14 protein-coding genes are annotated in these 17,497 nt (G+C 58.1%); 3 read left to right on the top strand and 11 right to left on the bottom strand.

Annotation, left to right across the window (positions count from 1 at the left end; translation table 11 throughout):
- Nucleotides 1-15 precede the first annotated feature (15 nt).
- The 5 genes from RUM8411_RS05275 to RUM8411_RS22815 all read right to left on the bottom strand — a co-directional run bounded on the left by RUM8411_RS05275 (nt 16) and on the right by RUM8411_RS22815 (nt 6,513).
- Nucleotides 16-2,433 (bottom strand): GcvT family protein, encoded by a 2,418-nt coding sequence (locus tag RUM8411_RS05275; protein ID WP_085821633.1) that lies wholly within the window; start codon nt 2,431-2,433, stop codon nt 16-18.
- Between the two features lie 90 nt (nt 2,434-2,523).
- Nucleotides 2,524-3,831: an HlyC/CorC family transporter gene (locus RUM8411_RS05270; protein WP_085821632.1), complete on the bottom strand. Its 1,308-nt coding sequence runs from the start codon at nt 3,829-3,831 to the stop codon at nt 2,524-2,526.
- Nucleotides 3,832-3,894: 63 nt separating this feature from the next.
- Nucleotides 3,895-4,848 (bottom strand): site-specific tyrosine recombinase XerD, encoded by a 954-nt coding sequence (locus tag RUM8411_RS05265; RefSeq protein WP_085821631.1) that lies wholly within the window; start codon nt 4,846-4,848, stop codon nt 3,895-3,897.
- A 2-nt stretch (nt 4,849-4,850) separates the two neighbouring features.
- Complete coding sequence (locus tag RUM8411_RS05260; protein ID WP_085821630.1) at nt 4,851-6,374, bottom strand: hypothetical protein; 1,524 nt, start codon at nt 6,372-6,374, stop codon at nt 4,851-4,853.
- On the bottom strand, nt 6,364-6,513 hold the full coding sequence (locus RUM8411_RS22815; protein ID WP_200818536.1) for a hypothetical protein: 150 nt from the start codon (nt 6,511-6,513) through the stop codon (nt 6,364-6,366). Before RUM8411_RS22815 ends, RUM8411_RS05260 begins: the two co-directional genes overlap by 11 nt.
- A gap of 79 nt (nt 6,514-6,592) precedes the next feature.
- Between RUM8411_RS22815 and RUM8411_RS05255 the strand changes: the two genes are divergently transcribed.
- Both RUM8411_RS05255 and aroB read left to right on the top strand, forming a co-directional pair.
- On the top strand, nt 6,593-7,180 hold the full coding sequence (locus RUM8411_RS05255; protein WP_085821628.1) for a shikimate kinase: 588 nt from the start codon (nt 6,593-6,595) through the stop codon (nt 7,178-7,180).
- Complete coding sequence (aroB, locus tag RUM8411_RS05250) at nt 7,181-8,293, top strand: 3-dehydroquinate synthase (RefSeq protein WP_085821626.1); 1,113 nt, start codon at nt 7,181-7,183, stop codon at nt 8,291-8,293. It begins immediately after the preceding gene.
- On the opposite strand, the gene RUM8411_RS05245 is transcribed toward aroB, so the two are convergent.
- Nucleotides 8,294-9,364 (bottom strand): site-2 protease family protein, encoded by a 1,071-nt coding sequence (locus tag RUM8411_RS05245; RefSeq protein ID WP_085821625.1) that lies wholly within the window; start codon nt 9,362-9,364, stop codon nt 8,294-8,296.
- 18 nt (nt 9,365-9,382) lie between these two features.
- Nucleotides 9,383-9,883 (bottom strand): single-stranded DNA-binding protein, encoded by a 501-nt coding sequence (gene ssb / locus RUM8411_RS05240; protein WP_085821624.1) that lies wholly within the window; start codon nt 9,881-9,883, stop codon nt 9,383-9,385.
- Between the two features lie 207 nt (nt 9,884-10,090).
- Between ssb and RUM8411_RS05235 the strand changes: the two genes are divergently transcribed.
- Nucleotides 10,091-10,669 carry a lytic transglycosylase domain-containing protein gene (locus RUM8411_RS05235; protein WP_085821623.1) on the top strand — a complete coding sequence of 193 codons (579 nt, stop codon included), beginning with the start codon at nt 10,091-10,093 and terminating at the stop codon, nt 10,667-10,669.
- A 64-nt stretch (nt 10,670-10,733) separates the two neighbouring features.
- Here the strand turns inward: RUM8411_RS05235 and RUM8411_RS05230 are convergent, their stop codons facing one another.
- From RUM8411_RS05230 to RUM8411_RS05215, 4 genes are all read right to left on the bottom strand, one after another.
- Entirely contained in the window at nt 10,734-12,821 is a 2,088-nt protein-coding gene (locus RUM8411_RS05230) for a dipeptide ABC transporter ATP-binding protein (protein ID WP_085821622.1), read from the bottom strand.
- 128 nt (nt 12,822-12,949) lie between these two features.
- Nucleotides 12,950-14,413 carry an ABC transporter permease gene (locus RUM8411_RS05225; protein ID WP_085821621.1) on the bottom strand — a complete coding sequence of 488 codons (1,464 nt, stop codon included), beginning with the start codon at nt 14,411-14,413 and terminating at the stop codon, nt 12,950-12,952.
- A gap of 13 nt (nt 14,414-14,426) precedes the next feature.
- Nucleotides 14,427-15,473: an ABC transporter permease gene (locus RUM8411_RS05220; RefSeq protein ID WP_085821620.1), complete on the bottom strand. Its 1,047-nt coding sequence runs from the start codon at nt 15,471-15,473 to the stop codon at nt 14,427-14,429.
- 122 nt (nt 15,474-15,595) lie between these two features.
- Nucleotides 15,596-17,266: an ABC transporter substrate-binding protein gene (locus RUM8411_RS05215; protein ID WP_085821619.1), complete on the bottom strand. Its 1,671-nt coding sequence runs from the start codon at nt 17,264-17,266 to the stop codon at nt 15,596-15,598.
- Nucleotides 17,267-17,497 lie beyond the last annotated feature (231 nt).

The following is a 17,497-nucleotide window of genomic DNA, read 5'->3' as shown; positions in this document are numbered from 1 at the left end:
CGGAGCGCGGGCGAGTCATCCCCGCATACGCGCACCGTCCGCATCAAACAGCGGCCGAGAAATCACACGGGCATTGCGCATCTGTCCCAGGATTTCGATCTGAACCTGCGATCCGTCGGCCGCGCGGTCGGCAGGGAGGAAACCCAAGGCGACGGATTTCCGGGCGTGGTGAGAGTAGCCGCCCGAGGTGCAGAAACCCACGACCTCGCCTTCCAGCCAGATCGGCTCATAAGCGTTGACATCCGCATCGTCGGCGTCGACCTCAAAAGCCACCAGCTTGCGTGCGGGACCCTCAGCCTGTTCAAGCTCGGCAGCTGCGCGACCAATGAAGTCGGCGTTTTTCGAGTAAGAGATGAACCGATCCAGCCCCGTCTCGGCAGCTGTGTAATCTGGTGAAAATTCCGACATCCAGGACCCAAAGAACTTGTCCAGACGCAGGCTCATCATCGCGCGCATGCCAAAGGGCACCATGTCGTGGGATTGACCGGCCTGCCACAAGGTCCACCAGAGCTGCCGTTGGGCCATCGGATCGCAGTAAATCTCATACCCCAGATCTCCGGTATAGCTGACCCGTTGGACAATGCAGTCGGCCATTCCGACCGTCATGCGCCGCACATCGAGAAAGCAGAAATCTGACAGGTCGTCGCGGGTGCAGGCGGCCAGCACCTGTGTGGCGTTGGGCCCCGCAATCTGGAACCCGTTCAAACGGTCACTGATGTTTTCGATGCTAACGCCGTCGATCTGATGTTGCAGGAACCACCGCATGTGAAAGGCCTGACTGCCATAAGACGCGGTCAGTTGGAATTCGGCCTCGCCCAGGCACGAGACAGTGAAATCCCCGATCAGCTTGCCCTTTTGGGACAGCATCGGCGTCAACGATAGCCGCCCCGGCTTGGGTATACGCCCGGCCATGATCCGGTCCAGCCAGTCCCGCGCGCCCGGTCCCGTGATGCGGTATTTGCCAAAATTGTGAACTTCGTTGATGCCGACGCCGGTGCGAACGGCACGTACCTCGCGCCCGGTTGCGTCAAACGCATCTGATCGCCGGAACGAGGGCGTCTCATATCCGGGCTCGCCGTCCTTAGCGAAATAATTCGGAACTTCCAGCCCATATTGCTGTCCCCAAACCGCGCCCAGATCGGTGAAGATGTCGTACATCGGGGTGGTTCGGTTTGGCCGGGCGGCGGGCAATTCTTCGTTCGGGTAGGATACGCTGAACCGTTTTTGATAGTTTTCGACCACTTTGGGGCGGGTGTAGCCGGGGTTGATCCAGTCGCCAAACCTGGCCACATCCATGGCAAAGACATCGCGCTCGGGCTCACCCTCGATCATCCACTGCGCCAGTGTCAGACCGACGCCGCCACCTTGGCTGAACCCTGCCATCACACCGCAGGCCGACCAGTAATTGCGCATCCCCGGCACCGGTCCGACCAGAGGGTTGCCGTCCGGTGCGAAAGTGAACGGCCCGTGGATCACTGATTTCACTCCGGCCTCGGCCAAAACCGGAAAACGTTCATAGGCGAACTCGATACTGTCGGTGATCTTGTCATAGTCATCGGGCAAAAGTTCGTGGCCGAATTCCCACGGGGTGCCGTCCACAGCCCAGGGTTTGCAGGGTTGTTCGTAGAACCCGATGCACAAGCCGCGGCCTTCCTGGCGCAGATAGCTTTCTCCAGCGGGGTCCATCACATGCGGGTGCTCGCCCCCGGCGTCGATGATCGCCTCAATCTGAGGGATTGCATCCGTGACCAGATACTGGTGTTCCATCGGGTGTAACGGGAAATAGACACCGGCCATGGCGCCAACTTCCCGGGCCCAAAGGCCGCCGGCATTGACCACATGTTCGGCGTGGATGGTGCCTTTGTCAGTGACCACATCCCAAGTGCCATCCGCGCGCTGCAATGTTTCGCGCACCATACAGTGGGTTTCGATCGTGGCTCCGCCCATCCGCGCGGCCTTGGCGTAGGCGTGGGTTGTACCAGAGGGATCCAGATGGCCGTCCAACGGATCGTAAAGGGCGCCGATAATGCCATCTGTTTTGGTGATCGGGGCGATCTTGCGGATTTCATCGGGACCTACGATTTCAGTCTCAAGCCCCATGAACCGGTGCTTGGCCCGTTCGGCCAGCAACATGTCGAACCGATCCTGATTGTCAGCCAGAGTAATGCCACCCACATGGTGCAGGCCGCAGGACATTCCGGTAATCTCTTCCAGCTCTTTATACAGGCGGATCGTATAGCCCTGCAGCGCAGCCATATTGGTGTCGCCGTTCAGCGTGTGAAACCCGCCCGCCGCGTGCCACGTTGACCCGCTGGTCAGTTCGGACCGCTCTAGCAGCATTACGTCCGACCAGCCCAATTCTGTCAGGTGATATAGAACCGAACACCCGACGACGCCGCCGCCAATCACTGCTACCTGAGTTGTGGTCTTCACGACTTGCCTCCCTTGGATTTAGCCAAAGCCTGCAAGTACCGTTTGGGGTTTACTGTTCCGTTTCCGACATGGATTGTCGCTGATCTGGTGTCACAGGGGGCGGATTTTCAACTCGGTGATGCGGTTGCCTTCGCGGGCCGTGACCTCAAACCGGAACCCGTGGAACGAGAAGACCTGCCCGGAAATAGGGATCATCTGCGCCTCGTGAATAACCAGACCTGCGACGGTGTTGGCTTCGTCATCGGGCAGGGACCAATCCATCGCGCGGTTCACATCGCGGATCGTCATGGCACCCTCAACCAGAAACTGACCATCCTCAGTCCTGGTCACGGGAACATCCTCGTCGATGTCGAACTCATCTGCGATTTCGCCGACGATTTCTTCCAGGATATCCTCAAGCGTAATCAGGCCGCGCAATGATCCGTATTCGTCGACCACCAGCGCAAAGTGGCTGTGCATCCGCAGGAATTCCCGCATCTGATCGTCCAGCGTGGTGGTTTCCGGCACGAAATACGGATTGTTCGCCACCTTCGAGACGTCGAATTCCTTAAGCCGATTGGTCTCGCTTTCGCTGGCCCCGGCATGGGCGTACATGGCGCGGAACAGGTCTTTGGCATGGACCACACCGACGATGTTCTCGGGTTCATCTCGAAACACAGGCAGGCGGGTGTGCGAGCTTTCAAGGCATTGCTGCAAGATGGCTTCCGGGGCGTCATCCGCGTCGATCATTTGGATGTTAGAGCGGTGCAACATGATCTCTTCCACGGTTCGATCGCCTAGATCCAGTGCGCCGAGGATACGATCGCGGTCTTCTTTTTCGACTACGCCTTCGGAATGGCCCAACTGTAGCGCTCCGGCGATTTCCTCACGCACGGCCAGGATGTTGCTGTCTGGGTCAATTTTCACGCCGAACAGACGCAAGACACCGCGCACCAACAGGCGCACGGCCGCCACGACAGGCGAGAAAACCGTCACAACTACACTGATGATGGGGGCCACCAGCGCGGCCGCTTTTTCCGCATTGGTGATGGCATAGGTCTTGGGCAGCACCTCGGCAAAGATCAGCACCAGCAGTGTCATGACCAACGTCGCCAGCGCCACGCCGCTTTCGCCAAACAGCCGCGTGAACATCGCCGTCGCCAGCGATGCCGCAAGGATGTTTACCAGGTTATTGCCCAGCAGGACCGAGCCGATCAGGCGTTCATTGTCATCGGTGATGTCCAGCGCCTTTTGCGCCCCGCGCGAGCCTTTGTCGGCCTGCGCCCGCAGCTTTCCGCGTGACGATGCGGTCAATGCTGTTTCAGAACCCGAGAAAAAGCCCGACAGGATAAGCAAAAGCAGAATAGCGCCAGTGGTAAACCAGAATGCGCCGTCGATCAGAGAAGAAGAGGGTTCCATCGGTCCTTGATTGTTTGTGGTGTTGCATTGGTTATGGGGGCGCGGTCCCGGCGGATCAAGGGGTTAGCCCTTGTTGCTGGGGTCTTTCGCCAGCGGGTGATGCTCCAACACCAGTTCTGACAGGCGTTCGTCCAGTACATGGGTGTATATCTCGGTCGTTGCGACGTCGGCGTGGCCCAGCAGGGTCTGGATCGACCGCAGATCGGCGCCATTGGCCAGCAGATGTGTCGCAAAAGCATGGCGCAGCGTGTGCGGCGTGACCTTTTCCGGCGCAACGCCGCCTTGAACGGCCAGTTCCTTGACCAGAAGAAAAAACATGTGCCGCGTCAGGTGGCCAGATTTGCCGCGGGACGGAAACAAGAACTTGGATCGCTGCCCTCCATCGGCCACCAGTTGATCCTCGGCCTCATCCCGCACGCGGAGCCAGACCGCCAATGCATCCCGTGCGGGTGGGGACAGCGGCACCATTCGTTCCTTGCCGCCTTTACCCAGGACCAGCAGCATTCGCGGATCGCCACGCGCCGAAGATACGGGCAGGGATACCAGTTCGGTCACCCGCATGCCGGTGGCGTAAAGAACCTCCATCAGGCACGTGTTGCGCAGACGGTCGGTTGGCGTGCGCCCGGTTTCGCGGGCCGCTTGCAGTAACCGGTCAACTTCGGGCACATCCAGCGTTTTGGGCAGGCGTTTCTGCCGACCGGGACCTTTGATCTGAATGGCAGGATTGGCCTCGCGCCATCCTTCTTCAAAGGCGAAACGGAAAATCTGCTTGATGGCCGAAAGCCGCCGTGCCCGGGTGGACTTTGCCAATCCCTGTGCGTCACAATTGATCAGATAGGCTTCGATCTGATCCCGATCCGCCTCGGCAAATCCGACCTTGCGATGGTCGAGCCAGGCCGCGAAGTCCTTCAGATCGCGGCCATACGCCAGCAGCGTGTTTGTTGCGGCCCCCAGTTCGGCTGCTTGCGCCTGTAGAAAAGTCGAGATCCAAAGCTCCTGAGTGGCTGGGGCGGTCATGGTCAGGTGCCTTGCAGGATCAGCAGGTTCAGCGCCGCGCGCCGGGCGGTATCCTCAAGCCCCACGCGGCGTAATGTTGCGATAGCAGCAGTCAGATCGACAAGATTGCCGCGCGCACCATGAGCGAACAGTTCCATGGTTTCCAGAATGGCCTCACCCAGCTGACCGTTGGCCAGCATCGTGTCGATATCCGACGGCACCGGAGCCGCCCAGGCAAAGCCTTGAGCCACCGCATCAGCCAGTGGCGAAGGTGAGCGCGCGCGCCCTGGATCGCCCTGCGCCAATGCGGCCAGAAACTGCGATTTCTCGGACTGGTCTGGTGCAGACAGGGCTGCGGTTTCATAAAGTTCGGACAGCAACAGAACGCGCCAGCGCAGGCTTTCAGCGCCTGGATTCGTTAGCGTTACCTGCGATAATCGGCCCGCGAACAATTCGGAAAACGGAACTTCCAAACCGACTTTTTGCATTTGCGCCCACACGATCGGCAGCGTTTTGGCTATGGCAGTGGGCTTGCCTGTCTGCAGTGCGCTTTCGAACCGTTGCACCGCCGCGACCCGATCCCAGACTGCGCCGGATGCTGCGGGATCGCGTTCAGAATAAAGCCCCAGCAACTGATTGGGTGTAAGCGCACCAATTCGTGTCAATCGTTCAGCTGCTTCGATCTGCGCCTTCCAGCCCGCTACGTCCCGCAAATCGGCATTGGCAAAAGCCCGCGGCAAAGGGGTCGAGGGCAGACGCTCGCCAATAGCCTCAAACAGACGGAAGCTTAACGGGTCGGGGTGATCAGGTTGCGGCAGGTATTCTGCATCTTCGTATAATTCAGGGCTGAGGAACCGATCCAGAACCGCCAAATCTTCGGACGGTAGAACCTGCAGCGCATGGGCGGCCTCAAGCGTCAGGGCGGCTGACGCCCAATCACCCCGGCGGGCCTTGCAGAAGATTTGCGCCGCATAGTCCTGCGACAGGTGAGGTTGCGCGATCAACGCGGTGCAGCTGCGATCTTCGTCCCCGGTCAGCAATGTCGCATCGAACCAGCGCTGAAATCGCGCACGGCTGTCGGTGGGGCCGGCCAGTTGCACCAGCGACTGCACCGGATCTGCTGCGCCCAACTGCATCAATCGGTCCAGGCGAGCCAACAATAGCGTCTCTTGCGCGCCTGGTTCCGCTGGCGCACGTGCCTCGGAAAGCAGCAGGGTAAACAAAAGGCGCTGCATGGCCGGGTTGTACTTAACCGGGACGTGTCCGATCAGCTTGGCCAAACGGTCAGGATCGCTGCCTTGCCACATGTCTACGGGCAGCCCGGTCACCGAGGACGACACCAGCCCCAGCGGCTGCGACAGCGCCTCAAGCGGCGTGACGACGATATCGGGTTGATTGCCGCTCTGTGTTACAGGCGGTTCCAGCAGGACAGTGCCCGGCAGGTTCTCGGGTGGATCGTTTAACCAGTCGATGACTGAGAGTGGTTCCTGTTGTGCCTGAGCCGACCCGGCCAGAAACAGCATGAACACTGCGACCTTATTCGACATTCAGTATTACCGGTTCTCGAACCTCATCCTGCGGTGCCGAAAAGTCGGCCCCGAAGAACGGCCCAAGATAGGCGTACGCCACCAGCCCGATAAAACACAGGCAAATCAGATATATCAGGAATTTGATCAGACGGCCCATTGCTCAACGCTGCCCCAATTTTCTCTTTTGTCATAGTTATAGCTAGCATTTTTCCTAAGATCACGTCATTCACGGTGAAATGAGCGAAATTAAGCATAACACCTACAGCTCGGACGCGGATACAGGCTTTGAACTGCACAAAACGGTGGTTCTTGTAGGTATGATGGGGGCAGGAAAGACGGCAGTGGGCCGGGGTTTGGCCGCAAGACTGGGCGTTCCGTTCCTCGACAGCGACGCCGAGATCGAATCAGCAGCCAATATGACCATCCCCGAGATATTCGAACGCGACGGAGAGCCGTTTTTCCGGACCAAGGAAAGTCAGGTCATCGGCCGTCTACTGGACGAAGAAAAAGGCATCCTTTCGACCGGCGGCGGCGCTTTTTTGGCCGACGCCAACCGGATGATGATCACCGAACGCGGTGTCTCTGTCTGGTTGCGGGCCGACCTAAACGTTCTGTGGAACCGGGTTAAGCATAAGGACACGCGCCCCTTGCTGCGCACGTCGGACCCATATGCGACGTTGCGCGCCTTGTACGAGGCGCGTGTGCCGGTCTATGCGCAGGCTGATCTGACGGCTCAGTCCGATGGTGAAACGGCGATCGAGACTATGGTGGACCGGGTGGTGGCTGCTTTGCTGACACGCCCCGATGTTTTGGAACGAAAATAGATGCTCCAAAGTGTACATGTAGAGTTGGGCGAACGCTCATATGACGTGGAAATCGGCCCCGAATTGCTAGCCCAATCCGGAGCCAGGATCGCGCCTTTGTTGCATCGCCCCAAGGTCGCCGTTCTGACAGATGAGAACGTGGCTGCATTGCATTTGGGCGCGCTGCGCGACGGATTGGCCACGGCCGGAATCGAGATGTCGTCGCTGGCCTTGCCCGCCGGTGAAGCAACCAAAAGCTGGCCGCATTTCGAACGTGCCGTCGAGTGGCTTTTGGCCGAAAAGGTTGAACGCCGCGACGTTGTCATTGCCCTTGGCGGCGGTGTCATCGGTGATCTGGCCGGTTTTGCGGCCGCCGTGTTGCGGCGCGGGGTGCGGTTCGTGCAGATCCCGACCTCGCTGCTGGCACAAGTCGACAGCTCGGTTGGTGGTAAAACCGGGATCAACGCGCCGCAGGGCAAAAACCTGATCGGTGCTTTTCATCAGCCGTCGCTGGTGCTGGCCGATACATCGGTATTGGCGACCATGACCCAGCGGGATTTCCTGTCCGGGTATGGCGAGGTCGTGAAATATGGCCTGCTGGGCGATGCTGCGTTTTTCGAATGGCTAGAGGTCAACGGTCCCGATGTCGCGGGCGGTGACATGGCCGCAAGGGTGCGGGCCGTCACACGTTCGGTGCAGATGAAGGCCGAGATCGTAGCGCGGGATGAAACCGAACAGGGCGACCGTGCGCTGTTGAATCTTGGGCATACCTTCTGTCACGCGCTTGAGGCCGCCACCGGATATTCCGACCGGCTGTTGCATGGCGAAGGCGTGGCCATCGGGTGCGCGCTCGCGTTCGAGCTGTCCTCCCGGCTTGGCCTGTGTTCGCAGGAAGACCCCAGCCGTGTGCGGGCGCATCTGCGCGATATGGGCATGAAGACCGATCTGGGGGATATTCCAGGTGAATTGCCCGGCGCTGGGGCTCTGGTCGATCTGATGGCGCAGGACAAAAAAGTGATCGACGGCCAGTTGCGGTTCATTCTGGCCCGAGGGATCGGGCAAGCGTTTGTCACCTCGGAAGTCCCGCGTGAGGCGGTTTTGTCGGTGCTAAAGGACGCATTGGCGACGGCCTGATCACCGACTGCGGATCACCATCAGCTCACCGATGTTTTCCCGGGTGATATAGCCAACCATGTTACCGGCCTGCGAGCAGACTGCGATGGCGGGGGCACCTTTGTGTAGCCCGTCCAAAACAGTCTCTAACCCGCTGGTCAGTTGCACCTGCGGGATATCCGTCACCATGACCGAGGTTGCAGGATCAGACCGCGGATGGTCTCCGGCCAACGCGGCAAAAAGCCGTTCACGCGTCAGAAACCCCATCAGATGGCCATCTGCGCCCATCACAGGAAACTCGTGCTGGGTGGTGTGAATGACGGCCTGCGCAGCGGTGGCTAGTGTATCGCTGGGGGACAGGGCGTGGAACTCGGTGATCATCGCATCACGCGCCAGAACCCGCCGCGCGACCGAGCGCATCGCAACATCCTGGCTTTCCGAATTGGCAGCGACAAAGACAAAAACGGCGATCAAAACCAGCAGCGGGTTCCCTGTGCTCAACCCCCAAAAGCCAAACGCTACGGCAACCATCTGGCCGCCAATGGCGGCGACCTTGGTGGCCTTCACCCGGTCCATTTTCAGACAGAGCAGTGCGCGGAACACGCGACCTCCATCCATCGGAAAGGCGGGGATCATGTTAAATGCGGCCAGCAACAGGTTCACATAGGCCAGACGGTTTAACAAAGCAGGCCCGGTCGAGTCGATTTGCGCTATCGTTTCGAACGGCATTCCGGCGCCCAAAGCAACCAGAACGATCCAGATCGCGATATTCACGGCAGGTCCTGCCAGTGCAACTGCCACCTCTTGCATCGGCTTTTCCGGCATCCGTTCCAACCGCGCCAGCCCGCCGATAGGCAGCAGAGTGATATCGGGGGTTTTGATCCCATAGCGCCGGGCCATCAGGGCGTGGCCGAACTCATGCGCCACAACGCAGGCAAACAGCGCCAGCACGAAAACCAAATTTTCGATTGCGGCTGGCAATCCACCGTTGGAATAGGCGGCAAAGCCCACCCAGGCCAGCAACAGAAAAAAGGTAACATGGACCCTCAGTTCCGACCCCAACAGTCGGCCCAGTGTGAAGGACCATGTCATGTCTAATCTCCGTCTGATTTAGAACGGGATCTCATCATCGTCGATGCCGCCGGATGCTGGAGCAGGAGCGCTGGAGGAGGGGGCACCATAAGGATCGCCGTATCCGCCACCGGCCTGACCGCCGCCATATCCTCCGGACTGGCCACCACCGCCGCCGCCACCTTCGCTGCGGCTGTCCAGCAGCGTCAGCTCACCACGATAGGGGCGCAGCACAACCTCGGTCGAATAGCGATCCTGACCGGACTGATCCTGCCATTTGCGGGTCTCCAACTGGCCTTCGATGTATACTTTGCTGCCCTTTCGCAGGTATTGCTCTGCAATGCGGGCCAATGGCTCTGAGAAGATCGCAACCGAGTGCCATTCCGTCCGTTCGCGACGCTCACCGGTGTTGCGGTCTTTCCAATTCTCAGAAGTAGCGATGCGCAGATTGCAAACTTTACCGCCGTTCTGGAACGACCGGACCTCGGGATCGCGGCCAAGATTTCCGACCAGAATGACTTTGTTGACAGAACCCGCCATGTATTTCCCCGTTCTTAACTGGTTTGTATGCGCCCGAATCTGGCGCCGTTTCTGTAAGCGACCCTATACGGCCTGCGTCAGGGTGAAAACATAGATGATGACGGCAACACTGGCCAAGAAATCGCCAAGGATTTGTTCACCATGCTTTCATCTTTAACTGGAATACCTATACTCGCGTAGATTCCTGAACGAGCTGGATTGGCTTGAATGCGTCTTTTGGTTGGTTGTTTTTCTGTTCTGTGCTTGACGCTGGTTTCGGTGCCAGTTTCGGCTGACTCGTTGTCTTCGAAAAGTCGCCGGGACATTTTTCTGAAACAATCCAAAGTATTGGATACGCGCGCAGCGACGCAATACCGGGATTCCGATCGCCTGAAACCCAAGGCAGCACAACCCACATTCAGCAAACGATATACTGGCAAGTACCGGGGTGAGTATATGGCGTTGGCGCGTCAGGCGGCGCGCAAGCACAGTGTTCCAGAAGAGCTTTTCCTGCGCTTGGTACAGCAGGAAAGCGGTTGGAACCCTCACGCCAAATCGCACAAGGGTGCATTGGGTCTGGCACAGCTGATGCCCGGCACAGCGCAGCTGTTGGGGGTAAATCCGCATGACCCGCAACAAAACCTGGAAGGCGGTGCGCGTTATCTGTCCTGGCAGTACCGCAAGTTCAAATCCTGGCGTTTGGCGCTGGCCGCTTACAATGCGGGTCCAAAAGCGGTCGAAAAGCATGGCGGAGTGCCGCCGTACAAAGAAACCCAAAACTACGTAAAAGTCATCTGGGGCGGCTGAGCTAAACTGACGCCTCCCCCTAAAAAAGAACCGGCGCTGTGGCCGGTTCTTTGCGTTTCAGCTCTTACTCAGCGGCAATTTTGATCACCGGCTCCATCCGGGCCAGAATGTCCTCGGCCAGATGACATTTGACCTGATGCCCGTCAGCCAGAGTTTTCACGGGCGGTATATCGCGTTCGCACAGCCCGTTCGGAACTTCGGATTTCCACCGGCATCGCGTTTGGAACGGACACCCCGGAGGCGGGTTCATCGCTGACGGAATATCGCCATCCAACACGATATGCTGCTTTTCAACGGATGTATCCGCAATCGGCACCGCGCTCAGCAGCGCCTCGGTATAGGGATGGTAGGGCGGCGCAAAAACCTGATCCGTTGTCCCAAGCTCGACCACATGGCCCAGGTACATCACCATGACCCGGTCGCTGAGATAACGCACGATCGACAGATCATGGCTTATGAACAGCAAGGTGGTCTTGTGTTCACGCTGGATCTCCATCAACAGATCGGTCACCGCCGCCTGTACCGATACATCCAACGCCGAGACCGGCTCGTCCGCGACCACAATCCGGGCATCGCCTGCAAAGGCTCGTGCGATACCAACGCGCTGTTTCTGGCCGCCGGACAACTGTCTTGGCATCCGGTCCGCAAAGGCGCGCGGTAATTTCACCAGATCCAGCAGTTCCAGCATTCGTTTCTTTCGCTCGGCCTCAGAATTGCCGACGCCAAAGATTTCCAGCGCGCGGATGATTTGGCGACCAACGGTCATTGACGGGTTCAGCGTATCGAACGGGTTCTGGAACACCATCTGAACTTCGCCAACGGTCTTGGCGTCGCGCTCTTCGATGGGCACGTCTTCGATATTCCGATTGTCCAGCAGAATCTGGCCGTCAGTCGCTGTTTCTAATCCCATTAGCACCTTGGCAAAGGTAGACTTGCCGCAACCGGATTCACCCACAATAGCCAGTGTCTCAGATTCATGGGCCTCGAAACTCAGCGTCTCGTTGGCCTTTACAACCTTCTTCTCACCCCCTCCAAACAGGGCGTTGGCGGCAACCTCGTAGTACTTCTTGAGGTTGTCCATTTTTAATACAACCCGGCCAATCTCACCTTTTTCCTTCTGTTCACCCAGAGTGATCGGCGCGTTCCAGTCGATCTCTTTGAACTTCAGACACCGCGTGTGATGGCGGTCATTGCCCGGCACGGCTTCCATAAGGATGTTCTGGGAGTCGCAACGACCTTCCTCGAAATAGTCGCAACGCGGTCCAAAGTTGCATCCCTGTGGGCGTTCATGGGGCAGGGGGAAATTCCCCGGAATGGCGACTAGTGGCCGCGCGTTCTTGTCCGCACCCGGCAACGGGATAGATCGGAACAACGCCTGCGTATAGGGGTGCTGCATCTCGTCGAATACATCATGGATCGAGCCGCGCTCGACCGCCTCACCGGAATACATAACGCACAACCGGTCACAGGTTTCTAGCACCAGCCCCAGATTGTGCGAAATGAACAGCATCGAGGTGCCGTATTTCTTGCCCAGATCCTTGACCAGCTCGACCACCGCAGCCTCGACGGTCACGTCCAGCGCGGTTGTCGGCTCATCCAGTATCAACAGGGCAGGTTTCGACATCAGCGCCATGGCGATCACAATGCGCTGCTGCTGCCCGCCCGATAGCTGGTGCGGGAAAGAATTGAGCATCCGCTCGGGATCGGGTAGGCGCACATCGGTTACCACCTCCAGGGCGCGGGCATAGGCCTCGTCCTTGCCGACGCCCTCGTGGATCATCGGCACTTCCATCAACTGCCTACCGATTTTCATCGCCGGGTTAAGTGAGGCCATTGGTTCCTGATAGATCATCGCGATTTCATTGCCGCGAATGTCCCGTAGCTCGTCCGAGCTTATTTCGGCCAGGTCCCGTCCCTTGAACTTGATCGATCCACCGACGATGCGGCCATTCTTGCCCAGATCCTGCATGACACCCAAGGCCACGGTGGATTTGCCACAACCGGATTCACCCACCAGACCAACGGCTTCCCCGGGTTGGACAGTAACCGAAAAGTCCATCACAGCCGGAATTTCCCGAAGGCGGGTAAAGAATGAAATCGACAGCTTGTCGATCTCAAGGATCGGGCCGTCATATTCCGCCAGTTTGCTCATCTTGTTTCTCCTCGCGAGAGTCAGGGAATCCCCGTCATCTGGCTAAAAATATCCCGGGGGGTTGCCATCTGTGGCGCCACTGGTTCGAGCCCAGATGGCGACGGGGCTGGCCCCCGGCCTTGGTCACATCAATCCTTCAGGCTTTCTTCGCGCAGTCCGTCGGCCAGCAGGTTCAAACCAAGAACCAGAGACAACAGCGCCAGCGCAGGCGGCAGGGCCGGGTGCAGATAGATCGACAACAGCTTGCGCCCTTCGTTGATCGTCGACCCCCAGTCGGGGCTTTCCGGAGGCAGGCCCAAGCCAAAGAAGCCCAACGTCCCTAAAAGGATGGTGGTGTATCCGATGCGCAGGCAAAAATCGACGATCAGCGGACCGCGTGCGTTGGGCAGGATCTCCCACAGCATGATGTACCATGGACCTTCACCGCGCGTTTGCGCCGCCGCCACATAGTCCCGAGTCTTGATGTCCAGCGCCAGGCCCCGCACGATACGGAACACAGTGGGTGAGTTCACGAAGACGACCGACACAAACACCACCAGAATACCTCCGGGGATGTTGAACAGATCAAGATATGTGGGCAGACCCCAGATGCGATAGGTCTCTGTTTCGATAATGTAGCCACCGGTCGAGATCATCGACAGATAGAACCACAGCGCAACCCCCAGAACCCCAATCAAAAGCGGCGTGCGAAAATTCGGGCGGGTGTAAAAGCGCGAGTTCAGAAGCACCGCAAGGAAAATGATGGGAAAGACGAACAGCACTGCGGCCATATAGTTCGGCACGCCGGTTGCGACGATCTCTGGCGTGACCAGCAGGTAGAACAACAAGATGACCGGGAAGGCCAGGATCAGGTTGGCCAGGAAGGACAGGAACGTATCCAGACGTCCGCCGTAATACCCGGCAGGCAGGCCCAGCGTAATGCCGACCATAAAGGCAAAGATGGTCGCAAAGGGCGCGATCTTGACCACTTCCCACGCGCCTCTGACCATACGGCTAAAGACATCCCGGGCTAGGTTGTCACCGCCCAGCAGGTACCAGGCATATTGACCTTCATCCGTTGACGGCACCGGTGTTCCAGGGACCTTATTCTTCATGCCCGAAAGCTGCGACAGCGGATCGTGTGTGATGATCAGGTCCATGGCACCAAAGATACCGGTGAATACCCAAAACATCACAAGGCCGAAACCGATCATCCCGATCGGGCTGTCAAACAGCTTGCCGTACAGACCAAGGCGCCGTTTGAACGCAATGGACATGGCAAACAGAATGATCAGCGACAACCAGACTGGCAGGAACTGCCGTGATATCGCGCCGATGATCCCGGCGCTGGTCCCCATCAGGATGCCCAGCACCAGATAGGCCAGCGTAACGGCCACACTGGCCATGAAACTGTATCGCAAGGCTGATTGGGTAAGCCCCCGCAGCCCGGCATTGGCGTTTAGGGTTCCGTCGACATTGATGCTCAGCGGTGCCTCGGGCAGCACGATGCTGCCAAGGATCCAGACCACGATGGAAATCAACATCGCAGCCAGCGAGATCATCAGCAAAGGGTTCAGAAAGGCAATAGAGCCGGTCCAGGTAAGAGGTTCCATGTTCTATCCTTCCTTACGAAATACGGATGCGCGGGTTGAGGTAGACATAGCCGATATCCGAGATCAGCTGCGTCACCAGCACCACAAAGACCGACACGACTGAAATCGCCAGCAATAGCTGGATGTCGTTGTTGCCTGCCGCCTGTACCAGTGCCCATCCAAAGCCCTTGTAGTTGAACAGGGTCTCAACGATCACCACGCCATTCAGCAGCCATGGGAACTGCAGCATGATGACGGTAAAGGGCGCGATCAGCGCGTTGCGCAAAGCGTGCTTCATAACGATGTTGGGGAACGCGACACCTTTCAGGCGGGCGGTCCGAATATACTGCGCGGTCATCACTTCGGTCATCGAAGCGCGGGTCATCCGCGCGATGTACCCCATGCCATAAAGCGCGATGGTCAGCACCGGCAGGAAGAAATTTTCGAAGGTCGGGTTTTCCATCGCCTGTGTCGCGGTTCCCTTGAACCACTTTAAACCCACGGCGGATGAGGTGAAGATCGCAATAAAGATAACCCCAGAGACGTATTCCGGTGTCGCGGTTGTGGTGATTGCGATGGTCGACAGCGTACGGTCGGTAGCCGAGCCTTCGCGCATACCGGCCAAAATCCCTAGGATCAACGCAGAAGGCACCATCAGCAGCATCACCCAGAACATTAAGCGGCCGGTCAATGCCAGCCGGGTGCCAACAACGGTCGAGACCTCTTCTTTGAAAACGGACGAGTATCCCCAGTATCCCTGCAGGATGCCGCAGAAATTAGGCGACTCTTCCGCGGTTGTGCCCGGCAGGATGCATCTGCCCAGAACAGATCCGTCTTCGTTTGTATGCCGATAGGAAGGCAAAACGCCCAGCCATTCGCCGTACTTCACGGGCGTAGGTTGCAGATACCCGTTCTTTTCAAGGTAGCTTGCGACCTGTTCGTCCGACATGCGGAAGTTGCCTTGGGTTTTGGCAAGCTTTTCGAGGTTCGGATATAGGTTGGTGAGGAAAAAGACCAAGAATGTCAGACATAATGCTGTCAATAGCATGATGCCGACACGCTTTAGAATGAATAGTCCCATGTTAGCCCCTGTTGGTAGGCTAGCGCGTGTTTCAAGTTGAACCGCGCATCGCTGTTTTTTATTGCCGCCGCACTCAGGACGAAAAAGCCGCGCCAGTGGGGCGCGGCTTTGGTTTTGTCAGGTCAGGACACAATGCCGAACTTGTAGATCTGCGGCAGGTCCGCAATGTGTTTTTCGACCCCCACCATATTGTCGCGGTGGTGACGCATGGCCGTGCGCCAATACGGCTGAATGGTCACACCTTCGTCGATCATGATCGCCTGAAGCTTGGCCATCACTTCGCGACGCTGGTCCACATCCGCGATGGAATTCGCCTCGGCTAGCAGAGCGTCAAACTCATCATTGGCGAAACCGGATTCGTTCCAAGCCACGCCGGACTTGTATGCCAGTGCCAGAACCTGTGTGCCCAGCGGACGGTGGTTCCAGTTGGTCGACGAGAACGCGTATTTGGTCCAGTCGTTCCAGAAGGTCGAACCCGGCAGAACCGTGTGACGCGCCTTGATACCTGCGTCGTTCAACTGGGCAACGACTGCAGCTGTAGTGTTGCGGCGCCAGTCATCGTCGATCGACTGAACTTCGTGTTCAAAATCGGCCATGCCTGCTTCGTCCATAAGGGCTTTGGCGCCGGCAGGATCATAGGGCAGGCGGGTAACAGCCGAGTCGAATTCTGGGTGCATCGGGCCGACATGGCAGTTGTCAGCCGGAATGCCGTATCCTGACATACCCAATTCCAGACAGACCTCGTTATCGACGGCCATCGCCAGAGCCTGGCGAACACGCTTATCGGCATAGATCTTGTTGCCATCTGCGTCTTCGGCCAGTTGGTTGGGACGGATGACAATAGTAAAGCCCGACGGGATTTCCGATCGGGTCAGGCCGATGCCGTCAAAGATGTCGACAAATTCACCGACCGATTCCCAGTTCATGTCGATCTCTTCCGCCTCGTAGGCGGCCAGGAACGCAGCGGGGTCGGTGCCGTAGTCGATGAATTCGATCCGGTCGATATAGCCGCCTTTGCCAGCGGCATAGCCCCACCATTCGTGGTCTTCGTTACGGACCAGCACACCCTTTACGCCAACTTCATGGCTTTCCGGCAGCATAAAGCCCGTCCCGATTGGGTTGGCCAGCATGTTGGCGGGGTCGTGGCTGCTGTGCACGATGGAACCGGGGTAATCCGCCATGCCGGGGATAACAGTGATATCCGGCGAAAGACACTTCAGCTGGACGGTATGATCGTCAACCACAGTGATGGCGCCGTCTGCGGCCTTTTGGGTATCGGGGTCGACCAGAGAGGTCATCCGCGACGCCATCGAGTTGCCCTCGACCGTCGCATCACACCACATCTCGATGTTGCGGGCGACGTCTGCTGCCGTAAACGGTTCGCCGTTGTTCCAAGTGACACCCTTGCGCACGTTCAGCGTGTGCTCGGTCGCGTCGTCATTGGTTTCCCAGCTTTCCAACAGCATCGGCTTGAACGAACCGTCGTTGTTGTATTCGACCAGATATTCCAGCCAGCCAGCGGTAAAGGTGGCGATCTGGGTCCAGTCATAGGTGCGCGGGTCTTTGAGTGCGCGCACTTCCATCTGATAGCGGATGGTCCCACCGCGCTGCGCTTCTTGCGCTTTGGCGGGTGAAGCCAGGCCAATCATTCCGTAAGCTGCCGGTACGGTGACACCCAGAGCGGTGGCGCGGGCCATAAACTCGCGCCGGCTCAGTTTGCCGTCCCGATATTCCTGAGCATGCATTTCTGCCGCCCGATGAATCGGTGCTCCGGTCAAGGTTTGATTTCGCATTAATGTCTCTCCCTGTGACACTTTTATAATAGTGAAGAAGCTCTGAACCGCTCAGACGGGAATGACCCGGTCGGCAGGTTCGTAGGTTTTCTTTTGTTGGATCCTGAACATCCCCATGGGGTCATTCGGCCCCAGAAATTTGCTGAGGTCAACGTTCGAAATCGTCATTCATGGTACAAAAACGACATCAATGAGCCCCGGTTATCGGTAACAGAGACCACAGGTTATGGT

This window comes from Ruegeria meonggei (genome assembly GCF_900172215.1).
Taxonomy (GTDB): domain Bacteria; phylum Pseudomonadota; class Alphaproteobacteria; order Rhodobacterales; family Rhodobacteraceae; genus Ruegeria; species Ruegeria meonggei.
This window is presented reverse-complemented; position numbering and strand designations above follow the sequence as displayed.